This window comes from Streptomyces sp. NPDC000880 (assembly GCF_053599675.1).
In genome coordinates this window covers 24,444-49,112 of sequence record NZ_JBSFMS010000030.1, presented here as the reverse complement: position 1 = coordinate 49,112, position 24,669 = coordinate 24,444, and the positions used below count along the sequence as shown (strand labels likewise).

The 24,669-nt window shown below is 69.8% G+C and carries 23 protein-coding genes; 11 read left to right on the top strand and 12 right to left on the bottom strand.

Annotated features, from left to right (window positions below):
• Positions 1-2: 2 nt before the first annotated feature.
• Positions 3-1,202, bottom strand: a complete 1,200-nt coding sequence (locus ACWDO5_RS13235; RefSeq protein WP_450530385.1) for a sensor histidine kinase — start codon at positions 1,200-1,202, stop codon at positions 3-5.
• A 99-nt stretch (positions 1,203-1,301) separates the two neighbouring features.
• Here ACWDO5_RS13235 and ACWDO5_RS13230 point away from each other — a divergent pair, with 99 nt between their 5' ends.
• The gene (locus tag ACWDO5_RS13230; protein ID WP_450530384.1) at positions 1,302-2,300 is read left to right on the top strand and encodes an SAM-dependent methyltransferase; all 999 of its coding nucleotides are present in this window, start codon (positions 1,302-1,304) and stop codon (positions 2,298-2,300) included.
• Positions 2,301-2,356: 56 nt separating this feature from the next.
• A complete protein-coding gene (locus tag ACWDO5_RS13225; RefSeq protein WP_450530383.1) occupies positions 2,357-3,499 on the top strand; it encodes an NADH-quinone oxidoreductase subunit D in 1,143 nt (380 codons plus the stop codon).
• Between the two features lie 84 nt (positions 3,500-3,583).
• On the opposite strand, the gene ACWDO5_RS13220 is transcribed toward ACWDO5_RS13225, so the two are convergent.
• From ACWDO5_RS13220 to ACWDO5_RS13205, 4 genes are all read right to left on the bottom strand, one after another.
• Positions 3,584-4,579 (bottom strand): hypothetical protein, encoded by a 996-nt coding sequence (locus tag ACWDO5_RS13220; RefSeq protein ID WP_450530382.1) that lies wholly within the window; start codon positions 4,577-4,579, stop codon positions 3,584-3,586.
• A gap of 84 nt (positions 4,580-4,663) precedes the next feature.
• Positions 4,664-5,635, bottom strand: a complete 972-nt coding sequence (locus ACWDO5_RS13215; RefSeq protein ID WP_450530381.1) for an ABC transporter substrate-binding protein — start codon at positions 5,633-5,635, stop codon at positions 4,664-4,666.
• Between the two features lie 22 nt (positions 5,636-5,657).
• On the bottom strand, positions 5,658-6,326 hold the full coding sequence (locus ACWDO5_RS13210; RefSeq protein ID WP_450530380.1) for an ABC transporter permease: 669 nt from the start codon (positions 6,324-6,326) through the stop codon (positions 5,658-5,660).
• On the bottom strand, positions 6,326-7,030 hold the full coding sequence (locus tag ACWDO5_RS13205) for an ABC transporter permease (protein ID WP_450530379.1): 705 nt from the start codon (positions 7,028-7,030) through the stop codon (positions 6,326-6,328). Before ACWDO5_RS13205 ends, ACWDO5_RS13210 begins: the two co-directional genes overlap by 1 nt.
• A gap of 132 nt (positions 7,031-7,162) precedes the next feature.
• Here ACWDO5_RS13205 and ACWDO5_RS13200 point away from each other — a divergent pair, with 132 nt between their 5' ends.
• Positions 7,163-8,320: an ABC transporter ATP-binding protein gene (locus ACWDO5_RS13200; RefSeq protein WP_450530378.1), complete on the top strand. Its 1,158-nt coding sequence runs from the start codon at positions 7,163-7,165 to the stop codon at positions 8,318-8,320.
• Between the two features lie 15 nt (positions 8,321-8,335).
• Here ACWDO5_RS13200 and ACWDO5_RS13195 read toward each other — a convergent pair whose 3' ends face one another.
• Positions 8,336-9,448 carry an alpha/beta hydrolase gene (locus tag ACWDO5_RS13195; RefSeq protein WP_450530377.1) on the bottom strand — a complete coding sequence of 371 codons (1,113 nt, stop codon included), beginning with the start codon at positions 9,446-9,448 and terminating at the stop codon, positions 8,336-8,338.
• Between the two features lie 146 nt (positions 9,449-9,594).
• Here ACWDO5_RS13195 and ACWDO5_RS13190 point away from each other — a divergent pair, with 146 nt between their 5' ends.
• The 6 genes from ACWDO5_RS13190 to ACWDO5_RS13165 all read left to right on the top strand — a co-directional run bounded on the left by ACWDO5_RS13190 (position 9,595) and on the right by ACWDO5_RS13165 (position 14,781).
• Positions 9,595-11,424: a phosphatidylglycerol lysyltransferase domain-containing protein gene (locus ACWDO5_RS13190; RefSeq protein WP_450530376.1), complete on the top strand. Its 1,830-nt coding sequence runs from the start codon at positions 9,595-9,597 to the stop codon at positions 11,422-11,424.
• Between the two features lie 367 nt (positions 11,425-11,791).
• Positions 11,792-12,649 (top strand): dihydropteroate synthase, encoded by an 858-nt coding sequence (folP, locus tag ACWDO5_RS13185; protein WP_450530375.1) that lies wholly within the window; start codon positions 11,792-11,794, stop codon positions 12,647-12,649.
• Complete coding sequence (locus tag ACWDO5_RS13180; protein WP_450530374.1) at positions 12,646-13,092, top strand: nuclear transport factor 2 family protein; 447 nt, start codon at positions 12,646-12,648, stop codon at positions 13,090-13,092. The genes folP and ACWDO5_RS13180 overlap by 4 nt, the downstream gene beginning before the upstream one ends.
• Before the next feature lie 194 nt (positions 13,093-13,286).
• Positions 13,287-13,646 (top strand): dihydroneopterin aldolase, encoded by a 360-nt coding sequence (gene folB / locus ACWDO5_RS13175; protein ID WP_450530373.1) that lies wholly within the window; start codon positions 13,287-13,289, stop codon positions 13,644-13,646.
• Positions 13,643-14,254, top strand: a complete 612-nt coding sequence (gene folK, locus ACWDO5_RS13170) for a 2-amino-4-hydroxy-6-hydroxymethyldihydropteridine diphosphokinase (protein ID WP_450530372.1) — start codon at positions 13,643-13,645, stop codon at positions 14,252-14,254. Before folB ends, folK begins: the two co-directional genes overlap by 4 nt.
• A 47-nt stretch (positions 14,255-14,301) precedes the next feature.
• The gene (locus ACWDO5_RS13165; RefSeq protein WP_450530371.1) at positions 14,302-14,781 is read left to right on the top strand and encodes a DUF3180 domain-containing protein; all 480 of its coding nucleotides are present in this window, start codon (positions 14,302-14,304) and stop codon (positions 14,779-14,781) included.
• An 83-nt stretch (positions 14,782-14,864) separates the two neighbouring features.
• Here ACWDO5_RS13165 and folE read toward each other — a convergent pair whose 3' ends face one another.
• From folE to dacB, 6 genes are all read right to left on the bottom strand, one after another.
• Positions 14,865-15,470 carry a GTP cyclohydrolase I FolE gene (gene folE / locus ACWDO5_RS13160; RefSeq protein WP_450530370.1) on the bottom strand — a complete coding sequence of 202 codons (606 nt, stop codon included), beginning with the start codon at positions 15,468-15,470 and terminating at the stop codon, positions 14,865-14,867.
• Positions 15,471-15,589: 119 nt separating this feature from the next.
• Positions 15,590-17,611, bottom strand: a complete 2,022-nt coding sequence (gene ftsH / locus ACWDO5_RS13155) for an ATP-dependent zinc metalloprotease FtsH (protein WP_450530369.1) — start codon at positions 17,609-17,611, stop codon at positions 15,590-15,592.
• Positions 17,612-17,772: 161 nt separating this feature from the next.
• Positions 17,773-18,312 carry a hypoxanthine phosphoribosyltransferase gene (gene hpt / locus ACWDO5_RS13150; protein WP_307665870.1) on the bottom strand — a complete coding sequence of 180 codons (540 nt, stop codon included), beginning with the start codon at positions 18,310-18,312 and terminating at the stop codon, positions 17,773-17,775.
• Between the two features lie 39 nt (positions 18,313-18,351).
• Positions 18,352-19,461 carry a tRNA lysidine(34) synthetase TilS gene (tilS, locus tag ACWDO5_RS13145; protein ID WP_450530368.1) on the bottom strand — a complete coding sequence of 370 codons (1,110 nt, stop codon included), beginning with the start codon at positions 19,459-19,461 and terminating at the stop codon, positions 18,352-18,354.
• Between the two features lie 187 nt (positions 19,462-19,648).
• Positions 19,649-20,779, bottom strand: coding sequence for a zinc-dependent metalloprotease (locus ACWDO5_RS13140; RefSeq protein WP_450530367.1), 1,131 nt, complete (start codon positions 20,777-20,779; stop codon positions 19,649-19,651).
• A 67-nt stretch (positions 20,780-20,846) separates the two neighbouring features.
• A complete protein-coding gene (gene dacB, locus ACWDO5_RS13135) occupies positions 20,847-22,277 on the bottom strand; it encodes a D-alanyl-D-alanine carboxypeptidase/D-alanyl-D-alanine endopeptidase (protein ID WP_450530366.1) in 1,431 nt (476 codons plus the stop codon).
• Between the two features lie 86 nt (positions 22,278-22,363).
• Here dacB and ACWDO5_RS13130 point away from each other — a divergent pair, with 86 nt between their 5' ends.
• Together ACWDO5_RS13130 and ACWDO5_RS13125 are read left to right on the top strand one after the other, a co-directional pair.
• Complete coding sequence (locus ACWDO5_RS13130; protein WP_450530365.1) at positions 22,364-22,858, top strand: inorganic diphosphatase; 495 nt, start codon at positions 22,364-22,366, stop codon at positions 22,856-22,858.
• Between the two features lie 155 nt (positions 22,859-23,013).
• Positions 23,014-24,666, top strand: coding sequence for a threonine/serine exporter family protein (locus ACWDO5_RS13125; protein ID WP_450530364.1), 1,653 nt, complete (start codon positions 23,014-23,016; stop codon positions 24,664-24,666).
• The last annotated feature ends 3 nt before the right edge of the window (positions 24,667-24,669 follow it).

Sequence of the window (24,669 nt, the reverse complement as noted above, 5' to 3'; positions counted from 1 at the left end):
CTTTAGTGGGCGGGCTTGAGTGGAAGCAGTGCGCTGATCCGGAAGCCGCCGCCGGGCCGCGGCCCGGCGTCCAGCGTGCCGCCGACCATACCGACGCGCTCGCGCATGCCGATGAGCCCGTGGCCCCGGCCGTCGGCGCCGCCGTCCTCGTACATCTCGTGTGCCGCGCCACGCCCGTCGTCCTCCACCAGCAGGCCGAGGCCGTCGTCGAAGTAGACCAGCCGTACGCTGGCGCCGACTTCCGGGCCGCCGTGCTTGCGGGAGTTGGTCAGCGCCTCCTGGACGATGCGGTACGCGGTGAGTTCGACGCCGCTCGGCAGGGGCCGCGGCGTGCCCTCGATCTTGAAGTCCACGGTCAGACCCGCGCAGCGCACCTTCTCGACCAGGTCCTCGATCTGCTGCACATCGGGCTGCGGGACGTACTCACCACTCTCCTTGGCGTCGCCGGTGCGCAGCACACCGAGCAGCCTGCGCATCTCCGCGAGCGCCTGGCGGCCGGTGGTCGAGATGGTCTCCAGCGCCTGCTTGGCCTGGTCGGGCGCGGCGTCCAGGACGTACGCGGCGCCGTCGGCCTGCACCACCATCACCGAGACGTTGTGGGCGACGACGTCGTGCAGCTCGCGGGCGATCCTGGCGCGCTCGGCCGCGACCGCGACCTTCGACTGAGCCTCGCGCTCCTTCTCCAGCCGGGTCGCGCGCTCCTCGAGCTGGGCGAAGTACGCGCGCCGGGTCCGTATCGAGTCGCCGAGCACCCAGGCGAGGGCGAAGGTCGCGCTCAGGACGATGGTGAAGAAGATCTTGCCGCCGGTGCCGGTCTCCTGCATCGGCCAGCGCAGCTGCGCCAACGTGGCCGCGGACAGCCCGCCGACGAGCGCCAGCCGGGACGCCCAGCGCGAGGCGTCGTACGCGGCGACGGTGTAGATGATCACCAGCAACGCGAAGTCGGCCGGGTTGACCTCGACGTCCAGCGCGAGCTGGGCGACGCCCAGTACGGCGGCGAGGACCAGCATCCTCACCGGCATACGGCGGCGCAGGGCCACGACCAGACTCAGCAGGAGAACGATCACGGCTGCCGCCGTCCGGGTCTCGACCCCGACGGGCACCTGGATCACCCACAGCATGGAGAACCCGAAGAGCATGACAGCCCAGAAGCTGTCGACGCCCGTCGGGTGCCTGCGGATGAAGTCATAAAGGCGCTGCACGTAACCCAGCGTAGGGAAGGCAGATAGGTGCAAGGGTCAACCGGAGGAGCGATCCGGTCGGCGGAAGCGTACTCCGCAAGGTGGAGACTTGGTCGTGTGATGGATGACGTAACGGGTGAGAGGTGTAAGTGGCGCGGCTGGCGGGAAGCGGCAGAGACCGCGCTGTACGGGCCCGACGGTTTCTATCTGAAGCCCGAAGGACCGGCCGGGCACTTCCGTACGTCCGTGCACGCCTCGCCCCTCTTCGCCGCGGCGGTCGCGCGTCTCCTCCTCACCGCGGCGGAGGGGGCCGGTCTCGACGAGGTGGCGCTTGTCGACGTCGGCGCGGGCCGCGGGGAGCTCCTCACCGGCGTGCTGGCGGTGCTCCCGTCCGGCTTCCCGGTCCGGGCGTACGCCGTCGAACGTGCCGCCCGCCCCGCCGGCCTCGACCCCCGTATCGAGTGGACCGCCGAACTCCCCACGGGCGTGAGCGGACTCCTCTTCGCCAACGAGTGGCTGGACAACGTCCCGGTTGACGTCGCCGAGGTGGACCCGGACGGGGTGGCGCGCTACGTCCTCGTATGCCCGGACGGCACGGAACGCCTCGGCTCCCCCGTGGGCGGCGCGGACGCGGACTGGCTGGCCCGCTGGTGGCCGCTGACGGAACCGGGCACGCGAGCCGAGATCGGCCGCCCGCGCGACGAGGCGTGGTCGGCGGCGGTGGACACCCTGGAGACCGGTCTGGCGGTCGCGGCCGACTACGCGCATGTACGGGACGCCCGGCCGCTCTTCGGCTCGCTGACCGGGTTCAGGGCGGGCCGCGAGGTCCCTCCCGTGCCGGACGGCAGCTGCGACATCACCTCCCATGTGGCGCTGGACGCGTGCGCGCTGCCGGGCGGGGAACTGCTGCCCCAGCGGGATGCGCTCGCCCGCCTGGGCGTCACGGGCGGACGGCCCCCGCTGTCGCTGGCGACGTCCGACCCCGCGGCGTACGTCCGCGCGCTGGCCTCGGCGGGCGAGGCGGCGGAACTGAGGGCGCGGGGCGGCCTGGGTGACTTCGGCTGGCTGGTGCAGCGAGTGGGCGGCCCGGCGCGATCTTCAAGCTCGTCCGGAGATTGAGGACCGGGGTCTGGGGCGGAGCCCCAGCCGTACCCCGGCCGGGGGATACTGGCGCTATGACGGAGACCACGGTCGGCATCGGCGGCGCGGCGGAAAGCACCGACATGGTGCTCAACATCGGCCCCCAGCACCCCTCCACCCACGGCGTCCTCCGCCTCCGTCTCGTACTCGACGGAGAGCGCATCCAGCACGCCGAGCCGGTCATCGGCTATATGCACCGCGGCGCTGAGAAGCTCTTCGAGGCGCGCGACTACCGCCAGATCGTGATGCTGGCCAACCGCCACGACTGGCTTTCCGCCTTCTCCAACGAGCTCGGCGTCGTGATGGCCGTCGAGCGGATGCTCGGCATGGAGGTCCCGGAGCGCGCGGTCTGGACCCGTACGCTCCTCGCCGAGCTCAACCGCGTCCTCAACCACCTGATGTTCCTCGGGTCGTACCCCCTCGAACTGGGCGGAATCACCCCGATCTTCCACGCCTTCCGTGAACGCGAGGACCTCCAGCACGTCATGGAGGAGGTCTCCGGCGGCCGGATGCACTACATGTTCAACCGTGTCGGCGGCCTCAAGGAGGACCTCCCGGCGGGCTGGCTCGGCCGGGCCCGCGAAGCCGTCGCCGCCCTCCGGTCGCGGATGGACGTGTACGACCGGCTGGTCCTCGGCAATGAGATCTTCCGTGGCCGTACGCGCGACGTGGGCGTACTGTCGGCGCAGGCGGTGCACGCCTACGGAGTGAGCGGCCCCATCGCCCGGGCGTCCGGCGTCGACTTCGATCTGCGACGCGACGAACCGTATCTGGCGTACGGGGAGCTGCAGGACACCCTCAAGGTCGTCACACGGGCGGAGGGCGACTGCCTGGCCCGCTTCGAGGTGCTGCTCGACCAGACCCACAACGCGCTGGAGCTGGCGGACGCGTGCCTGGACCGGATCGCCGAGCTCGCGCCGGGGCCGATCAACCAGCGGCTGCCGAAGGTGCTGAAGGCGCCCGAGGGCCACACCTACGCCTGGACCGAGAACCCGCTCGGGATCAACGGGTACTACCTGGTCTCCAAGGGCGAGAAGACGCCTTACCGGCTGAAGCTCCGTTCGGCGTCGTACAACAACATCCAGGCGCTGACGGTGCTGCTGCCGGGGACGCTCGTCGCGGACATGGTGGCGATCCTGGGCTCGCTGTTCTTCGTCGTCGGCGACATCGACAAATAGCACTCGGACCAAGCAGGACTCCGAGCAGCACTCGGACCGAGCAGCACTCCGACGAAGTAGCACCCGGACCGTCGGCCGGGTCCGTCAGCTGACCGCGTCGCGCAGCTCCGCCACGTCCAGCTGCTCCGTCTCGTCGTGCGCGGTCAGGTCGATGACCTTGCCGACCGCGCGCGAGTCCGCCCTACGCTGCGCGGCCAGCTCCTCGCCCACCACATCCGCGAGGTCCTCGTTCTGCACGGCCTCTATGGCCTTCTGCGTACCGGGACCCGGAGCGCCATCCGCACCCGTGCCGAAGAAGTCGAAGCCGCCCTCGGGGCGCCCCGGCCGACGGCGCTGCGGACCGTACGGAACGATCGCTGTCGCCGCCGGGACGGGACGACGGGCGGGGACGGCGGACGACGGGCGGGTGTGCTGCTCTCCCCCGGCGACCGCCGCGTGCTTCCCCTGCGGCTCGTCCGCCTCACGGGCCCGCTCGGCCAGATCGCGCTTCCGGGCCTCCTCGACGGTGCGTTTGGCCTCCTGCGCGGCGGCGTTGCGCGACAGGTCGTCCAGCGCCTTGGCGGCGCGGAGATACGTGGCCGGCGTGGGCGTGGACCCGGCCGCGGGCAGCGCCTTGACCGGTACGGCCGCTTCCAGGGCCAGCTGGCGGCGGCCCTCGAGCGCACTGGCCCGTTCCGTCTCGGCGGTCGCGTACCGCCGCAGCAGCGCGGCGTGCTCACCGCGCAGCGCGGCCAGTTCGACCCGTTTGGCGCGCAGCTTCGCGTCGAGCTTGGCACGCAGCTCGCGCGATTCCTCGACGTCGGTCTCGAGTTCGGCTATGCGCTCCTCGGTCTTCCACTGGTCGCTCGCGCGGCCGCGGGTGAGCTCGGCGACCCGGCGCCCGGCGGCCCGGTCCCAACTGCGCATCAGGACCGCGCCGGTGACGGCGGCGGCCGCCGCGGCGGTGACCAGCGAACGGAGCACGACTGGCTCCGCCAGAAACCACGCGCCGGCGGCGCACAGCACCGACGCTCCGGCGACCGCCGAGGGCGGCAGCAGCCTGTGAAGGGGCGGGGAATGGCGGTGGCGTCCACGTGGCATGGCCAGAAATTTACCGTGCGTAGACGCCGAATGGGGTGTCGGCCCGGCAAATCTCTCATTGAAAGAAGCCGGGCCGCGCCGCCGCTACTTCTTGAGCAGGCTCTTCGACTCGAGATATGCCTTCGCCGCGTCCTCGGGCTTCGCGCGCTCGGCGTCCACCTTGCGGTTCAACTCCGCGAGATCCTCAGTGGTCAGCACCTTGGTGAGCTTGTCGAGGACGTCGGCAATCTCCTTCGATCCCGCGTCCTTCGCATTGACCACCGGCAGGACGTTGTCGGCGTTCTGGAGCTTCTTGTCGTCTTCCAGGAAGACCAGACCGTCCAGCACCGCGTCGGTGGTCGTGGTCAGCACCAGCTGGTCGGCACCGTCCTTGACCGCCTGCTTGGACTGCGGGGTGCCGACTCCCTTGGGGTCGATGCCCGTGACGTCAATGCCGTACGTCTTCTTCAGCCCAGGCGCGCAGAACGGCCGCACCTCGCACTCGTCGCCCGCCGCGATCTTCACCTTGAGCTTCGACTTGCCAAGATCGGAAAGGGTCTTGAGGTTGGTCTTCTCAGCGAATTCCTTGCTCACCGCGAAGGCGTTCTGGTCGACGGCCGCGCCGGCCGGCAGCACCTTCAGTCCGCGCGGCTCGGCGAGCTTGGTGAGCGCGGCGACGGTGGCGTCGACATCGCCGGACGCCACCGGCTTCTCGTCGGGCGCCTTCGGCCCGTTCACCTTCGCGTTGAGGAATTCGGCGATCGTCGCGGCGTATTCCGGTACGACATCGATCTCGCCCTTCTCCAGGGAGGGTTCGTACAGCTCACGGTTCTTCACCGTGGTGACCGACGTCCTGTATCCGGCGTCGGCCAGGATCTGCGCGTACAGCTCGGCAAGCACCTTGGACTCCGTGAAGGACGCGGCGCCGACGACGAGCGCGCCCTTCTTGCCCGTCCCACCGCCCGATACCGAGCCGCCCTTCGCCTTCTCCAGGCTGTCGCCGCCGCACGCGGCGAGAGAACCCGTCAGGGCCACCACGCCAAGTACCGCACCCGCGATGCGCGAGGTCTTGATCATCAGGTTCTCCGTCCAAGTGTTGTCACACGGTCTTTCGGAGGGGGTTCAGCAGCCGGTCGGCCACCACCAGCGCCCCCTCCACGAGCAGCGCAAGCAGCGCCGCGAGGAGCGCGCCCGCCACCACCTGCGGGGTGTTGTACGTGTTGAATCCAGCGGTGATGATCCGGCCCAGGCCGCCCTGACCGACCATCGAGGCGATCGTGGCCGTGGCCACCACCTGGACGGCGGCCGACCGCAGCCCGGTCATGAGCAACGGGTAGGCCAGGGGCAGTTCGACCCGGTAAAAGAGCTGGCCGCCCGACATCCCCATCCCACGAGCGGCCTCCACCACCGCCTGGTCCACCTCACGCATGCCGACATAGGCGTTGGTCAGCAGCGGCGGGACCGCGAACAGCACCAGGGCGATGATCGTCGGCAGATAGCCGGCGCTGCGCAGCGGTGTGAGCATGAAGAGGGCGAGGACCGCGAAGACGGGGATCGCCCTTCCGGCGTTGGAGATATTGACCGCGAGGGCGCCGCCCTTGCCCAGATGCCCCAGCCACAGCGCGACCGGCAGGGCGATCGCGCAGGCCAGCGCGAGGGCGATCCCGCTGACGTACACATGCTCGCCAAGACGGTGCCAGGCGCCGCTCTCCCCCGACCAGTTGGAGCCGGTGGTCAGCCACGTCCACGCGTCGGCCACTACCCCCATCAGCCCGTCACCTTCACCTTCGCCGTGCGTATTCGGGTCCAGGGCGTCAGCAGCCGCTGGAGTCCGAGCAGCAGCACATCCGCCACGGCCGCCAGCAGCACACAGAGCACGGACGCGGTCAGCACCTGCGCCTTGAAGGTGGTCTGCACCCCGTCGTCGATGAGATTGCCCAGACCGCCCTTGCCGACCAGCGCGCCGACGGTCGTCAGCGCGATCGTCGAGACGGTCGCTATCCGCAGGCCTGCCATCAACACGGGCAGCGCGAGCGGCAGTTCGACCTCCCAGAGCAGCCGCCCCGCTCCGTACCCCATGCCGCGCGCGGCTTCCCGCGCCTCGTCGGGCACCGCGTCGAGGCCCGCCATGATGTTCCGTACGAGAATGGTGAGCGAATAGAGCACCAAGCCGGTCACCACCAGCGCCGCCGAAAGGCCGAAGACCGGCAGCAGCAGCGAGAACATCGCCAGCGACGGAATTGTGTAGAGCAGGGTCGTGAGCCCCAGCACCGGGCCCGCGAACCGCGGCTCGGCGCGGGCGAGCAGCGCCAGCGGAAAGGCCACGGCAAGGCCGATCAGGACGGACACCACCGTGATCCAGACATGCTGGACAGTCGCATCGGTCAACTCCTGGCTGCGGGTGCGGACGTACTCCCCGCAGATCCAGTCATTGGCCGTCAGACAGCTTTGCGCCACAAACTGCGTACTCACCCATCCCCACCTCCCCGGCAGTGCCGAACGCATGTATGCCTGGCGACCATATCCCTGAGTTCTGACAATCGCCGAGGGCCGCCACGTTGCAGCAACATGGCTTTCACACAACACCCGTCACAATGGGGAACCATGATCCGTTTCGAGCACGTCACCAAGCGGTACCCGGACGGGACGACAGCGGTCGACGACCTGTCGTTCGAGGTCGCCGAGGGCGAACTGGTCACGCTCGTCGGACCGTCCGGCTGCGGCAAGACCACCACCATGAAAATGGTCAACCGCCTGATCGAGCCGAGCAGCGGCCGGATATTCCTCGACGGGGCCGACATATCCGCCATCGACCCCGTGCAACTGCGCCGCCGTATCGGCTATGTGATCCAGCAGGTCGGCCTTTTCCCGCACAAAACGGTCCTGGAGAACACGGCGACCGTCCCCCATCTCCTCGGCTGGCAGCGCGGCAAGGGCCGTGAGCGCGCCGCCGAGCTCCTCGACCTGGTGGGCCTGGACCCCAAGACGTACGGCGACCGCTACCCCGAGCAGCTCTCCGGCGGCCAGCGCCAGCGCGTCGGCGTGGCCCGGGCGCTGGCGGCCGACCCGCCCGTTCTGCTGATGGACGAGCCTTTCGGCGCGGTCGACCCGGTGGTGCGCGAGCATCTGCAGAACGAGTTCCTCAGGCTCCAGTCCCAGGTCAAGAAGACCGTCCTCTTCGTCACCCACGACATCGAGGAGGCCGTCCGCCTCGGCGACCGTATCGCCGTCTACGGACAGGGGCGGATCGAGCAGTTCGACGCCCCGGCCGCCGTCCTCGGCGACCCCGCGACCCCGTACGTCGCGGACTTCGTCGGCGCGGACCGCGGCCTCAAGCGGCTGTCCGTCACGCCCATCGAGGAAGGCGATCTGTTGCAGCCGCCCGTCGTGCATCTCGACGACCCGCTGCCCCGGGAGCTCGGCTCCCGCTGGGCCGTCGTGCTGGACAGCGAGGACAATCTGCACGGCTGGATCTCCGCCGAGCAGGCACGGCAGCCCGGCTCCGTGCGTGAACACGCCCACTGGATGGAGGCCTGGCTGCCCGTCGGCGCCTCCCTCAGGCAGGCCTTCGCCACCATGCTCCAGCACGATGCGGGCTGGATCGCGGTCATTGACAAGGAGGAGACCGGGCGCTTCCTCGGGGTCCTCACACCGGCCCGGCTGCACGAGGCGCTGCGCCGCTCGATCGACGCGGACGCACAGGACATCCCCCGTACCGCGGTAGCGCTGGAGACGATCGAAACGGTCAAGACGGCCAGTTAGTCAACAAAGCGCAGTTTACGAAGCGCTGAGCCTGCCGCTGATCCACACCAGGGCCGGCGGGATCTCGCGCCGCCAGGTGTTGAAGTTGTGCCCGCCGCTGTCGAGCGTGATCGACGAGACGCGCGCGGGCGACTTCACCTTGTCGATGAACTGCAGGGTCGACCTCAGGTTCCCCTCGCCCGCCTTGGAACTGGTCACCAGGAAGGACGACTTCCCCTGCGGCAGGTGGTCCAGACTCCACAGCAAGTTGGCCCGGTTCTTCTCCTTCTTGTTGCCGTGGAAGAGATCCCCGGTGGTGGGGTCGTCGGCGGCCTTGTAGTACGCGGAGAGGCCCGCACTCGCGGCGAACTGCTCCGGGTGGTGCAGCGCGATCTTCAGGGCACAGTAGCCGCCGGTCGAGTTCCCGATGAAGCCCCAGTTCCGGGGCTTGGTCCCGACCCGGTAGGTCCGAGAGACCGCCTTCGGCAGATCCTTGGCGAAGTAGGTCTCGGTCTGCGGCCCGCCCGGTATGTCCACGCATTCGGTGTCCCGCGGCGGCGCGACGGTCGGTCGCAGCATGACCAGGATCATCGGCTGCACCTTGCCGTGCTTGGCCAGCCGATACGCCGTCCTGGGGTACTGCAGCCCCTTGAGCAGATTCTCCGCGGTCCCCGGGTACCCGGTCAGCACGACAGCAGCCGGAAATGTTCTCTCCGCGTATTTAGCCTGGAAATACTCCGGTGGCAGATAGACATATGCCGGGCTGTGGATCTTCGACTTCTCGCCCGCGATGACGACCTTCTGAATCTGACCGCCCATCGCGGGCCGCGAGCCGCCCGGCACATCCAGCTTCCGCTTCTCGACGACCTTGATCCGCTTTCCGCCGGCCGAGTGGTCCACGACCACACCGAGGTCCTGCTTCTGACCGAAGAGGTCGGCCCAAGAGCCGTAGAAGAGGAAGGAGCTGTTGGCCGCGAGGCCGACCGCGGCGAAGAGCGCGAGCTGGGTCGCCAGCAGCAGCCCGATCCTGCCGGTCACGGCGCGCCAGCCGTGGCGGGCGAGCCGCGGCCAGAGCCAGATCGTGGCTGTGAACAACAGCACCGCCACGAGGATGGCCAAGGCCAGAACTTTGTTACTGGTCAGACCCATGAGTCAGGTGAGCTTTCTTCCTTGAGAATTTTCTGTGAATGAGTGAACCCACCCCCCGGAAGTCCCGTCCTAGAGAACGCAAATCGTCCGGAGCCCAAAGTTTTACGGCCCACGGACACGGATCTCTCGCGGAGCCACGGGAAGCGATGTCTGTAACGGTAGATGAGGACAAATCAGGATTGGTTCCGTATTGGGTGCGTCGCGTGCTGCGCGGCCCCCGCCCGGAAGCGGTCCCTACGCTGGTCGGCACGGCCTGCACACTCGTCGGCCTGATCGACATCGGCTCCGGGGTCTTCCCCCGCTTCCGGCACAGCCGCATGCACTCCCTCGCCGAGGTGCTGCCGGGGGCCGGGCCGTTTGCCGCGGCGCTCTCGCTGAGCGCCGGCGTACTGCTGCTGCTGCTCGCCCACGGGCTCAAGCGCCACAAGCGCCGGGCCTGGCGGGCCGCGGTGATTCTGCTGCCGGCCGGGGCGGTGGGGCAGTTCATCTACCGGCACTCGGTCATCGGCGTACTGCTCTCGCTGGCGCTTCTGACGCTGCTGGTGCGCCACAGGAGTGAATTCGCGGCGCTGCCAGATCCGCGCAGCCGGTGGAAGGCGCTCGCCAACTTCATCCTCATGGGCGTCGGTTCGCTGGGTCTTGGCCTGGTCATCGTCAGCGCGCACCCGCGCAAGGTGGTCGGCAGCCCGAGCCTGACGGACCGCCTGGAGCATGTCCTGTACGGGCTCTTCGGCTTCGAAGGTCCCGTCGAGTACGGCGACGGGGTCTCCTGGACCGTCGGTTACTCCCTCGGTGCGCTCGGCCTGCTGACCGCCGTCACCACGATCTACTTGGCCTTCCGGCCGGAGCATCCGGCCGCGCGCCTCACCGAGGACGACGAGCGCCGACTGCGCGACCTGCTGGTCAGGCATGGCAGCCGCGACTCGCTGGGGCACTTCGCGCTCCGCCGCGACAAGGGCGTCGTCTTCTCACCCAGCGGCAAGGCGGCGGTCTGCTACCGCGTGGTCTCCGGCGTGATGCTCGCCAGCGGCGACCCGATAGGCGACGTCGAGGCCTGGCCGGGCGCGATCGAGCGCTTCATGGACGAGGCGAAGGCGCACTCCTGGACCCCGGCGGTGATGGGCTGTTCGGAGACCGGCGGCGAGGTCTGGACCCGGGAGACGGGGCTGGACGCGCTGGAACTCGGGGACGAGGCGGTGGTGGATGCCGCGGATTTCTCCCTCACCGGGCGCGCGATGCGCAACGTACGCCAGATGGTGAAGCGCATCGAGCGCAACGGCTATGAGACCCGGGTACGGCGCGCTCGTGACATCTCCGACGAGGAGCTGAAGCAGATACGGCTGGCCGCGGCGGCCTGGCGCGGCACCGACACCGAGCGGGGCTTCTCGATGGCGCTGGGCCGGATAGGCGACCCGGCCGACGGCGACGCGGTGATCGCCACGGCCCACAGGGAGGACGCGGAGTCCCCCTACGGGGACCTGAAGGCGATCATCCACTTTGTCCCGTGGGGCACGGACGGCATGTCCCTGGAACTGATGCGGCGCGACCGCTCGGCCGACCCGGGCATGAACGAACTGCTGATTGTCGCCTCGCTGCAGGCGTCGCCGGGGCTGAAGATCGAGCGGGTCTCGCTCAACTTCGCGATGTTCCGCTCGGCGCTCGCCCGCGGCGAGAAGATCGGCGCGGGCCCGGTCCTGCGAATGTGGCGCGGACTGCTGGTGTTCTTGTCCCGCTGGTTCCAGATCGAGTCGCTGTACAAGTTCAATGCGAAGTTCCAGCCCCGATGGGAGCCGCGCTTCGTGGTCTTCCGCAACACCCGCGACCTCCCGCGCATCAGCTTCGCCGCGATGCAGGCAGAGGGCTTCGTGAACATCGCGCTCCCCCGCCTCTTCCCCCGCCGCCGCCCGACGCGCCAGCCGCGCCCGTGCGCCCACGTCACGCCCCCCCAGCCGGAACACGAGATCCGCGCGGCGTAGGAAAGGGGGCCGGCCCGGCCCGCCCGGACGGCCCAACTGCCCGCCACGGGGCGGCCCGGCTGCCCGCCACGGGGCGGTCCGGCCCGCCCGCCTGCCGTGACGACAGTCGGCCCCGCCCAGCTGCCGCGCAGCGGCACCCCGGGGGTCGGGGGTACCCCGCCGCCCCCGCCGGGCAGCGGGGCCCTGGCCGGCTTCCCGCCCGAAAAGGCTCACCCTCAACCCCGCGGCGCGAGGCTGCCGCACCCGACGGGGCCCGTGGGGGGTGCCCAGTACCCCCACATCTCACGGGCGGGCGGGTGGGGAAACAAACCCTGCCCGAGCCCACCGGCGTGACTGGTGGCCCGACTCGCGGGCCTAGGCTGGGCGTATGAGTACGTTGCGCGGACGGGGCACAGCCAGTGGGCTGCCGGAGTGGGATCGCTGTGCGGTCATGGGGGTCGTCAATGTGACGCCCGATTCCTTCTCCGACGGCGGCCGCTGGTTCGACACCACCGCCGCCGTCAAGCGCGGCCTCGGCCTCGCCACCGAAGGCGCCGATCTCGTCGATGTCGGCGGCGAGTCCACCAGGCCCGGCGCCAGCCGCGTCGACGAGGACGAGGAGTTGCGGCGCGTGATCCCCGTCGTACGCGGCCTCGCCGCCGAGGGCGTCACCGTTTCCGTCGACACCATGCGCGCCTCCGTCGCCGAGAAGGCCGTCGCCGCCGGCGCTGTCCTCGTCAACGACGTCAGCGGCGGCCTCGCCGACCCCCGCATGGTGCCCGCCGTCGCCGCTACCGGCGTCCCCTTCGTCGTCATGCACTGGCGCGGCTTCAGCCACGACATGAACAGCCGCGCCGTCTACGCCGACGTCGTCGCCGAAGTCGTCACCGAGCTGCGCGACCGCATGGACGCCGTCGTCGCCGGCGGCATCGCCCCCGAGCGCCTCGTCATCGACCCCGGCCTCGGCTTCGCCAAGCAGGCCGAGCACGACCTCGCCCTCGTCGCCCACCTCGCCGAGCTACGCGCGCTCGGCCGCCCCGTGCTCGTCGCGGCCTCCCGCAAGCGGTTCCTCGGGCACGTACTGGCGAAGGAGGGCGCTCCGCCACCCGCCAGGGAGCGGGACTCCGCCACCGCCGCGGTCTCCGCCATCGCGGCACACGAGGGCGCGTGGGCCGTCCGCGTCCACGAAGTGCGAGCCACGGCCGACGCCGTCCGCGTCGCCCGGGCCATCGAGGCCGCCCGGTGAGCCGTACCGAGGTAGAGCTGGTCGAAGCTGCCAACACCACGTTCTACGAGACGATGGAGCGCGGTGACTTCGATGAGCTCTCCAGCCTCTGGCTGGACGAGGGCATCTCGTGCATCCACCCCGGCTGGCCCGTGCTCTCCGGTCGCGGCGAAGTGCTCCGCTCGTACGCCCTGATCATGGCGAACACCGAGTACATCCAGTTCTTCCTCACCGACCTCAAGGTGAGCCTCGCCGGCGACACCGCCCTGGTGACCTGTACGGAGAACATCCTCAGCGGCGGCCCCGCCGAGGAGAGCGGTGAACTCGGCCCGCTCGTCGGCCAGCTCGTCGTCGCCACCAATGTGTTCCGTCGCACATCCGACGGTTGGAAGATCTGGTCACATCACGGATCACCCGTACTGGCGGAAAGCGACGACGAAGAGGACGAGGACAGCCCCTCGTAAGTGGGTAAGCGCCCCTATGGAGGTTGGAATTCCGGGCCTCCGGGTAGGGGCGGCTACCAGCCTCGCGGGGCGCCCGGCCACAGTGCCCCCGTGGGCGAGCGCTGTCAGTGCTCGCAGGTAGATTCGATGGTGGACACGGGCCGCCCGCACGCGGCCATGTGCCCGCAAGACCAACGACAGCAGGAGTGATTCGCGTGGATCGTGTCGCGCTGCGCGGCCTCAAGGCCCGCGGGCACCATGGCGTTTTCCCCCGGGAGCGCGAGGAGGGCCAGACGTTCATCGTGGACCTGATGCTCGGCCTCGACACCCGCCCCGCGGCGGCCGACGACGACCTGGCGAAGACCGTGCACTACGGCATTGTGGCGGAGGAGGTCGTCGCGGTCGTCGAGGGCGAGCCCGTCGACCTGATCGAGACGCTGGCGGAGCGGATCGCCCAACAGTGTCTCAAGCACGACGGCGTCGAAGAGGTCGAGGTGGTCGTGCACAAGCCGGACGCACCGATCACGGTGCCGTTCGACGACGTGACCATCACGATCACCCGGAGCCGAGTATGACCGTGTTTTCCAACGGGACGCAGAGCGACCCGACCGTGCAGCCGGTGCCCGCCTCCGTGGTGGAGCAGGTCGACGCGGCGGACATCACCCTGTCCAATCCGAAACGGGCCGTGATCGCCCTCGGCTCCAACCTCGGCAACCGGCTGGAGACCCTCCAAGGCGCGATCGACGCGCTCGAGGACACGCCCGGGCTGCGGGTCAAGGCCGTGTCTCCGGTGTACGAGACGGAGCCGTGGGGGGTCGAGCCCGGCAGCCAGCCCTCGTACTTCAACGCGGTCGTTGTGATCAAAACCACGCTTCCGCCGTCCTCCCTGCTGGAGCGCGGGCAGGCCATCGAAGAGGCCTTCGACCGGGTCCGCGAGGAGCGCTGGGGTCCGCGCACCATCGACGTCGACATCGTGGCGTACGCCGAAGTGGTCTCCGACGACCCGTCGCTCACGCTCCCCCACCCGCGCGCCCACCAGCGCGCGTTCGTGCTCGCCCCGTGGCACGACATCGAACCGGAGGCGCAGATTGCGGGTTACGGTTCGGTGACGCAACTGCTGGCCGGCGTCGGGCGGGAGGCCGTGGTCCCCCGCGCCGACCTGGAACTCCGTCTGCCCGACTAGTCGTTAGGCTCTTGCGTACGGCGGACAGGTGAAGGGCGGCACTCTCGGTGAAGCAACTACGGCTCGGTGTACTTGCCGGTCTCTTCGCCGCGGCGGGGGTGCTGTCCTGGGGCGGCGCCCGCCTGTGGGAGGCGTTCGGCACCCTGCCGAGCGTGCCGCTGGCCGCGCCGATCGTGCTGGCGGTGATCGCCGTCATCCTCACCGCGACCGCGCTCTCGCTCCGCGCGCGGCTGCGGGCCCAGCGGGAACGACGCCCGGGGGCGAAGGGCGTAGAGCCACTGATGGCGGCCCGCGCGGTGGTCTTCGGCCAGGCGAGCGCGCTGGTGGCGGCCCTGGTCTCGGGCATGTACGGCGGCACGGGCGTGTACCTACTGAGCTCCCTGGACATCCCGGCGCGCCGGGACCAGGCGATCTACGCGGCTTTGTCGGTGGTGGCGGGGATCGGCGTGATCGCGGCGGCGTTCTTCCTCGAGCGGGTCTGCAAACTCCCGGAGGACGACGACGGCGAGGGCACGGCCCGCGCGTAGGTCCGGTTTGGCCGTGCTCCGCCTCCCCACGCGGCGGAGCCGCACATCGGCAGTGAGCCTCGAAGGGGCGGGGCTGCACCCCCTCAGCGCGCCATGATCAAGCTCATCGCCTCATTGCGCGTCGCCGGATCCCGCAACTGCCCCCGCACCGCCGACGTGATCGTCTTCGCCCCCGGCTTACGCACTCCCCGCATCGTCATGCACATGTGCTCGCACTCGACGACCACAATCACGCCGCGCGGCTCCAGGATCTCCATCAGCGAGTCCGCTATCTGCGTCGTCAGCCGCTCCTGCACCTGCGGCCGGCGCGCGAAGACGTCCACGAGGCGGGCCAGCTTCGACAGCCCCGTGATCTTCCCGTCCGACGACGGGATGTACCCGACATGCGCCACCCCGTGGAACGGCACCAGGTGATGCTCGCAGGAGCTCATGACCTCGATGTCCTTCACCAGGACCATCTCGTCGTGACCGAGGTCGAACGTCGTCGTCAGGACGTCCTTCGGCTGCTGCCACAGCCCCGCGAATATCTCCCGGTACGCGCGCGCCACACGCGTCGGCGTCTCCCGCAGGCCCTCGCGGTCCGGGTCCTCCCCGACCGCGATGAGGAGCTCGCGTACGGCGTTCTCGGCCCGCTTCTCGTCGAACTCGCCGATCGTGCCCTCGCCGTCCAGCGTCACCGGGTCGGTCATCTGTGCCTCGTTCCTCTTACTCTGACGTGCAGGCATACGGGAATGCCGCGTCCCCCAGGCTAAAACCTGGGGGACGCGGCATCCATTCCGGGCCCTGTGTGGCCACAGCGCAGGACGGGTCAGCTCTCCGGACGCTCCTCCGGGACCGCCTCGATCGCCGGGGCGGCGTCCGTGGGCACCGCCCCATTGGTGCCGACGGCGCCGTTGGTAAGCGCCAGCTCTTTCGGCGAGAGCACCGGCGGCCGCGTCGACGGCGTACGCCGCGAGGAGCCGGTCCACGCCGGGCGGGCCGGGCGCTTCACGATGGGCGCGAAGATCTCGGCGATCTGCTCCTTGCCGAGGGTCTCCTTCTCCAGCAGCTGGAGAACCAGGCTGTCGAGAACGTCGCGGTTCTCGACGAGGATCTCCCAGGCCTCATTGTGCGCGGTCTCGATGAGCTTCTTGACCTCTTCGTCGACCAGTGCCGCGACCTCTTCGGAGTAGTCCCGCTGGTGAGCCATCTCACGGCCCAGGAACGGCTCCGAGTTGTCGCCACCGAACTTGATCGCGCCGAGCCGCTCGGTCATGCCGTACTGCGTGACCATCGCGCGGGCCGTGGTCGTGGCCTTCTCGATGTCGTTGGCAGCACCAGTGGTCGGATCGTGGAAGACGAGCTCCTCCGCCGCGCGGCCACCCAGCATGTATGCCAGTTGGTCGAGCATTTCATTGCGCGTGGTGGAGTACTTGTCCTCGTCCGGCAGGACCATGGTGTAACCGAGCGCCCGGCCACGGGACAGGATCGTGATCTTGTGGACCGGGTCGGAGTTCGGCGAAGCCGCCGCGACCAGGGCGTGACCGCCCTCGTGGTACGCGGTGATCTTCTTTTCCTTGTCCGACATGATCCGGGTCCGCTTCTGCGGGCCCGCCACGACACGGTCGATCGCCTCGTCCAGGGCGTGGTTGTCGATCAGCTTCTTGTCGCTGCGCGCCGTCAGGAGCGCCGCTTCGTTCAGCACGTTCGACAGGTCCGCGCCGGTGAAGCCGGGCGTACGCCGGGCGACAGCGCCCAGGTCGACGTCCGGGGCGACCGGCTTGCCCTTCTGGTGGACCTTGAGGATCTCGAGACGGCCCTGCATGTCCGGACGGTCTACGGCGATCTGCCGGTCGAACCGGCCCGGGCGCAGCAGCGCCGGGTCAAGGATGTCCGGCCGGTTGGTGGCGGCGATCAGGATGACGCCGCCCTTCACGTCGAAGCCGTCCATCTCGACGAGCAGCTGGTTGAGCGTCTGCTCACGCTCGTCGTGGCCGCCGCCGAGACCCGCACCGCGGTGCCGGCCGACGGCGTCGATCTCGTCGACGAAGACGATCGCCGGGGCGTTCGCCTTGGCCTGCTCGAAGAGGTCGCGCACCCGGGAGGCGCCGACGCCGACGAACATCTCGACGAAGTCGGAACCGGAGATCGAGTAGAACGGGACGCCCGCCTCGCCCGCAACGGCGCGCGCGAGCAGCGTCTTGCCCGTGCCGGGCGGGCCGTACAGCAGCACACCCTTCGGGATCTTGGCGCCGACCGCCTGGAACTTGGCCGGCTCCTGCAGGAACTCCTTGATCTCGTGGAGCTCCTCGACCGCCTCGTCGGCCCCCGCCACATCGGAGAAGGTCGTTTTCGGGGTGTCCTTGGTGATCAGCTTGGCCTTGGACTTCCCGAAGTTCATGACTCGGGAGCCGCCGCCCTGCATCTGATTCATGAGGAAGAGGAAGACCACGACGATCAGAACGAAGGGCAGCAGCGAGAGCAGCACCGATACGAACGGGCTCTGCTTCGACGGCGAGACGGTGTAACCCTTCTCGATGTCGCCGGCCTCGTACTTCGTCTGCAGCTTGTTGGCCAGATCGGCACCCTGGGTGCCGATGTAGCTCGCCTGGATCTTGTCGCTGCCCTTGACCTTCTGGTTGCCCTTCAGGTCAACCTTGATGATCTGTTCGTCGCCTGTGGTCAGCTTGACCTGGTCGACCTGGTTCTTGTCGATCGCCTGGACGACCTCGCCGGTGTCCACCGTCTTGTAGCCGCCGGACGAGCCGACGACCTGCATCAACACGACCACGGCGAGGACGGCCAGCACGATCCACATGACCGGCCCACGGAAGTATCGCTTCACGTCCATCCATACGGAGCGAATTCGCCCCGTCCCTCCTGCCCGTAGGTAAATGCTGCTGTGAGAAAAGACTGTTCTTCGGACGGTACCCCAGCATTGTCACCCGCGGCCGCCTTCCCTTGCTCCAACGGCGGGAAGGAGGCAAGGGTTCCCGTTGCCTCTGTGGGGCTTCAGCCGCCGTATACGTGCGGTGCGAGCGTGCCGACGAACGGCAGATTGCGGTACTTCTCGGCGTAATCCAGGCCATACCCGATGACGAACTCATTGGGAATGTCGAAGCCGATCCACTTCACGTCGATCGCGACCTTCGCGGCATCCGGCTTACGCAGCAGGGTGCAGACCTCGAGGGAGGCCGGCTCGCGCGAGCCGAGATTCGACAGCAGCCAGGAGAGCGTGAGGCCGGAGTCGATGATGTCCTCGACGATCAGGACGTGCTTGCCCTTGATGTCGGTGTCCAGGTCCTTGAGGATCCGAACCACGCCCGAAGACTGGGTGCCCGCGCCGTAGGACGACACAGCCATCCAGTCCATGGTGACGGGGGTGGACAGGGCACGCGCCAGGTCCGCCATCACCATCACGGCGCCCTTGAGGACACCGACGATGAGCAGGTCCTTGCCCGCGTACTCTGCGTCGATCTTCGCCGCCAGCTCGCCCAGCTTCGCGTCGATCTCTTCCTTGGTGATGAGCACCGACTGGAGGTCGGTGCCCATGTCCTTCTCGTTCACCCGGGCCACTTTCGTCGTGCTGCGTCAGCCTTGCCGAATGACCAGTCTGCCACCCTGCCGTCGAGCCTCGACGCGGCCGGGCAGATTGATGGCTCCCTGGCCGCGCCAGCTCGTGATCAGGCGGTCGACTTCCTCGACGTGCCGGGCGAAGAGTGAACCGGCGGGCGCACCGGCCTCGATGACGGCCCGGCGCAGCACCCGGCGGCGCACGGCGGGCGGCAGCGCGTACAGCTTCGCGCACTGCAGCTGACCTGTGTCGTCCCGTACGGCGGCGTCCGCGTCGGCGGCCCAGGTGTCCAGGGCGTCGGCATCGTCGCGGGAGAGCTGTGCGGTACGGGCCAGGGCCTCGACGACGCCTTTGCCGAGCGCCTTCTCCAAGGCGGGCAGGCCTTCGTGGCGCAACCGGGAGCGGGTGTAGGCCGGATCGGCGTTGTGCGGGTCGTCCCAGACGGGCAGCGACTGGACCATGCAGGCCTTGCGGGCGGTCTGCCGGTCGAGCTGGAGGAAGGGGCGGCGGTAACGGCCGGTGGCCCCCGAGATGGCGGCCATTCCGGACAGCGAGCGGATGCCGGAGCCGCGGGCGAGGCCCAGCAGGACGGTTTCAGCTTGGTCGTCGCGGGTGTGGCCGAGCAGCACGGCCGCGGCGCCGTAGCGCTCTGCGGCATCGTCGAGGGCCGCGTAGCGGGCGTCGCGGGCCGCGGCCTCGGGTCCGCCGTCGCGGCCGACCCGTACCGAGATGGCTTCGACGGGGTCGAGCTGCATCGCGGTGAGCCGGGCGGCGACCTCGGCGGCGCGGAGGTCGGAGCCATCCTGGAGGCCGTGGTCGACGGTGATGCCGCCGGCCCGGACGGAGAGTTTGCGGGCTTCAAAGGCGAGGGCGGAGGCGAGGGCCATGGAGTCGGCGCCGCCCGAGCACGCCACAAGGACGAGCGGCTGCTCGCCTGCGGAGGTGGGGTTCGCGGGATTCGTCGCGGTCTTCGTCGCGGAGGGCGAGGGGGACGCGGAGTAGGCGGAGTACGCGGAAGTCGCGTGGCTCACGGAGCGCGCGACGCGATCGGAGTGTTCAGTGAGTACGTCGTGGAGTACGCGGCGGACCGCCAGGCGTATCGCCGCGACCGCAGGATGGGGACCCATGTCCGGTGCCCTTCGTGAAAAGTTGGGGGGTGCCTCGGTCGGAGTCGGGACGGAGGATTAGTCACTCAGAGTGCGTCGATGGTGACAGATCCGAGCCGATATCCGAGCATTGCACGCCTACCCATTGCCTACGGTCCCTCGGATGGGTGATTACTGGGGCGTTCTTCTGCCGTTGGCGGCCGCCCGCTCACGACTCTGCTTTACGGTGCACTCTCGCGACCCAGTCCGCCGGTTTGGCGATCTCCGCCTTGGTGGGGAGGGTGTTCGGAGACGTCCAGACACGGTTGAATCCATCCATACCGACCTCCTCCACGACGGAGCGCACGAATCGCTCGCCGTCGCGGTACTGACGCAGCTTGGCGTCGAGCCCGAGCAGCTTGCGCAGCGCCTGGTCGAGACGGCTCGCGCCACGTGCCCTGCGCTGCTGGAACTTCTCCCGGATCTCGGCGACGGAGGGCACGACATCGGGCCCGACGCCGTCCATCACATAGTCCGCGTGGCCCTCGAGCAGCGACATGACGGCGGTCAGCCGGCCGAGGATCTCGCGCTGGGCGGGGGTCTGCACCAGCTCGACGATGGAGCGGCCGCCCTCGTCCTCCTCGCCCTCGGGGCGCGCGCCGGACAGCGACTGGGCAGCCTCCCGGAAGCGCTCCAGGACTGTCATAGGGTCGACCTCGGTCTCCCCGAGGAATGACTGGATCTCGCCCTCGAGGTGGTCGCGCAGCCACGGCACGCCGGTGAACTGGGTGCGGTGGGTCTCCTCGTGGAGACAGACCCAGAGCCTGAAGTCGTGCGGCTCGACTTCCAGTTCACGCTCCACGTGCACGATGTTCGGGGCGACGAGCAGCAGCCGTCCGCCGCCGTTCTTTGAGGCGGGCAACTCACGGGTGGGCGGGGCGAAGGTCTCGTACTGCCCGAGAACCCGCGAGGCAAGGAACGACAGCAGCATCCCCAGCTCCACGCCGGTGACCTTGCCGCCGACCGCGCCGAGCACCGCGCCGCCGGGGCCGCCCGGACGGCGTTCCTGCATCTTGTCCAGCAGCGGCTTGAGCAGCTCGCGGAAGCCCGCGACGTTCGCCCTGACCCACCCGGCCCGGTCCACGACCAGCACAGGCGTGTCCAGCGGTTCGTGGCCTTCCGGGATCATCCGGGTGAAGCCCCGCACATGTTCCTCGGACGCCTTGGCATGCCGTCGCAGCTCGGCGACGACGGCGCGCGCCTCTTCCCTGCTCACGTCGGGCCCGGGCCGCACGAAGCGGGTCGCGGTCGCCACAGCGAGGTTCCAGTCGACCATCTCGGCACCACCGATGCTCGTCATGCGTCAACCGTACGTTGTCGGCTCGTCCGTCGGTGAGTCGTTGGAACCGGCCGGTTCGCCGGGAACATCACGATGCCAGCGCCGCGGCCAGCCGGTCCAGGGCGGGCTGGGCGTCCTCCCTGGAGGCGGTGTTCCCGGCGAGGAAGGCGAAGGCGAGGAGACGGCCGTCCGGGGCGACGACCGTGCCGGCCAGGGTATTCACACCGGTCAGCGTGCCCGTCTTGGCGCGCACCAGTCCGGTGCCCGGCGAGGTCTCGGTGTAGCGGGTCTGAAGGGTCCCGCTGAAGCCCGCGACCGGGAGGCCGGTGAGGACCGGGCGCAGCTCGGGGTGGGCCGGGTCGGCGGCGCGGGCCAGCAGTGCGGTCAGCAGGCCGGCGGAGAGTTTGTCCTGGCGGCTGAGTCCGCTGCCGTCGGCGAAGCGGGCGCCGGTCAACGGGAGCTTCAGCCGGGTCAGTTGCTTGGTGACGGCGCGCTCCGCGCCCGCGAAGCTCGCCTCCTCTCCGGTCGCCAGGGCGGTCTGGCGGGCGAGGGCCTCGGCGATGTCGTTGTCACTGTGCGTCAGGGCCCGCTCGACCAGAGCCGAGAGGGGCGGGGAGAGCACCTTGGCGACGGGCTTGGCTCCGGCAGCGGGCCGGCCGGGGGCGGGCGTCGCTGAACTGTGGATGCCCCGCTCGTTCAACAGCCGCCCGAAGGCGCGGGCGGCGTCGCCCGCCGGGTCGCCGCTGCGGTCCGCGGCGCCGGTGGCCCCCTCTCCCTCAGAGCCTGAGGCCTGGAAGGTACCCGCAAGCCGCCCTTCGCCGACCATCAGGGCGCTGACCGGGGCGATGTTCACGTTGGGGCCGATGGGGTGCAGCCCGGGGCCCTTGTAGAGCGAGGTGTCGTACGCCAGGCGGACCGTCGTCACCCCGCGCTCGCGCAGGGCGCGCGCGGTACGGTCGGCGAGGGTGCGCAGGCCGGCAGTGTCGAGGGTCGCGTCGCCGCCGCCGACCAGCGTGAGCTCCTTCGCGTCCTTGGAGGCGACGACCGTGGTGGGGATGCGGTGGTCCGGACCGAGCGCCGACAGGGCCGCGGCCGAGGTGGCGATCTTGATGGTGGAGGCCGGGGTCATGGGGTCCGCGGCCCCCTTTCCGTACAACTGCCTGCCCGTCGCGACATCGATGACCGAGGCCGTACGGACCGTGCCGAGACCGGGGTCGCCGAGCAGCGGGGCGAGCACCCTGGCGAGGCCGGCAGGGGTGGTCCGCGGGGCCGGCGCCGTGGTCGTGGGGGCGCCCAGGGCGGCGAGCACGCCGGGCGCGCTGGGCGCGGGCGCCGGGCGCTTCGGCCTGGCGGCCTCGTGATGTGCGCCACCTGGGACGCTCAGGGCAGCGGCCCGCTCTCTCTCGGCCTTACGCTGACCGGAGTCCCACGGACCGGCCGCGGCCACAGCCCCGGCGGCGAGGGCGAGGCCGACCACGGCGGCGCCCGCGGTGAGCTGCCATGTCCTGACCTCTGGCACCTCGCACCAGCCCCTTTCGCGATCACACACCTGCGTGAGGGACACTTAACCACCAGTTGTATGTGTTGATCATGGAGGAGCCACCCGTGGAGTTCGACGTCACCATCGAGATCCCGAAGGGTTCGCGGAACAAGTACGAGGTGGACCACGAGACCGGTCGGATCCGCCTGGACCGTCGACTCTTCACCTCGACCAGCTACCCGGCCGACTACGGCTTCGTCGAGAACACCCTCGGCGAGGACGGCGACCCGCTGGACGCACTGGTCATCCTTGACGAGCCGACCTTCCCCGGCTGCCTGATCAAGTGCCGCGCGATCGGCATGTTCCGGATGACGGACGAGGCGGGCGGCGACGACAAGCTGCTCTGCGTGCCGGCCTCCGACCCGCGGGTGGAGCACCTGCGGGACATCCACCATGTGTCGGAGTTCGACCGCCTGGAGATCCAGCACTTCTTCGAGGTCTACAAGGACCTGGAGCCCGGCAAGTCGGTCGAGGGCGCGAACTGGGTCGGCCGCACCGAGGCGGAGGCGGAGATCGAGGCGTCCTACAAGCGCCTGGAGGCACACGGCGGCGCGCACTGACCTCGCGCTGAGCTGCTCGTACGGGCGGCGCACCCCACGGGTGCGCCGCCCGTCGTGCGCCCTGGACCGGTGGCCGACGGCCGGGGTTCGTGTGGTCTTGTGGGCGTGTCCATACTGATCTGACACGGCGACACGATCGGGAGCGAGGGCAGCACGTGGTGGCGGAGCCGGAGGGTCCGGAAGACCGGAAGCCTCAGTCCGACGAGGCGCACAGCGCCTTCACCCCGCCGGCAGGGGTGGGACAGCCGGAGGCACCCGAGGAGGACCATCCGTCCTCGGAGTTCGCGGTTCCGGCCGGGCTCGCCCCCGAAGCGCCCGCCGAGCAGGAGGGCTCCGCGTTCGCACCGCCCAGCACCTACAGCGCCAGGAAGTCGCCGCCCGCCTTCACCCCCGCGCACGGCATGCCGATGATCCGGCTGACCAAGCACGCGCCCTGGCAGGACCGGATGCGGGCGATGCTGCGCATCCCGGTCGGCGAGCGGCCGGTGCCGGAGTACGCGCAGCGGCAGGACGAGGCCGGTCCCGCCGTGCCGCGTGTGCTGGACCTGACGCTGCGTATCGGCGAGCTGCTGCTCGCGGGCGGTGAGGGCGCGGAGGACGTCGAGGCGGCCATGTTCGCCATCTCGGTTTCGTACGGCCTCGACCGCTGCGAGCCGACCGTCACCTTCACCCTGCTGTCGATCACCTACCAGCCGTCGCTGGTCGACGACCCGGTGACGGCGAACCGGACCGTACGGCGCCGGGGCACCGACTACACCCGGCTGGCCGCCGTCTACCGACTCGTCCACGACATCAGTTCCGAGGACGTCGACGTATCGCTGGAGGAGGCCTACCGGCGTCTCGCCGAGATCCGCCGCAATCGCCACCCCTACCCCGGCTGGGCGCTCACCTTGGCCGGCGGCCTGCTTGCGGGCGCGGCGTCCGTGCTGGTCGGCGGCGGGGTGCTGGTGTTCCTGGCGGCGGCGGTCAGCGCGATGCTCGGCGACCGGCTGGCCTGGCTGTTCGCGGGCCGCGGACTGCCGGAGTTCTACCAGTTCGTCGCGGCGGCCATGCCGTCGGCCGCGATGGGCGTCGCGCTGACGCTGTCGCCGCTGGACGTACGCGCCTCCGCGGTGATCACCGGTGGGCTGTTCGCGCTGATCCCGGGGCGGGCCCTGGTCGCCGGCGTACAGGACGGCCTGACCGGCTTCTACATCACCGCCGCCGCGCGGTTGCTCGAAGTCGGCTATCTCGTCGTCGGCATCGTCATCGGCGTACTGAGCGTGCTCTATCTGGGCATCGCGCTGGGCTCGAGCCTCAACCCGGAGACGGCCATCCACAGCGTCGAGCGGCCGATCGTCCAGACGCTGGCGGCCATGGCACTGTCGCTGTGCTTCGCCATACTGCTGCAGCAGGAACGCAACACCGTGCTGCTGGTGACACTCAACGGCGGGGTGGCCTGGGTGGTGTACGGCGCGCTCGCGGACACCGCCGAAATCCCGCCGGTCGTGGCCACGGCCGCAGCGGCCGGTCTGGTGGGCCTGTTCGGGCAGCTGCTCTCGCGCTACCGGTTCGCCTCCGCGCTGCCGTACGTCACCGCTGCCATCGGCCCACTGCTGCCCGGTAGCGCGACGTACTTCGGACTGCTGGAGATCGCCAGGAACGACCTGAACGCGGGTCTCGCCTCGCTGTCCAAGGCCGCCGCCCTGGCGCTGGCCATCGCGATCGGGGTGAACCTGGGAAGCGAGATCTCCCGGCTGGTCCTGAGGGTGCCGGCCGGCGAGGGGCGGGCCGAACGCCGCGCGGCCAAGCGGACGCGCGGCTTTTAGTTC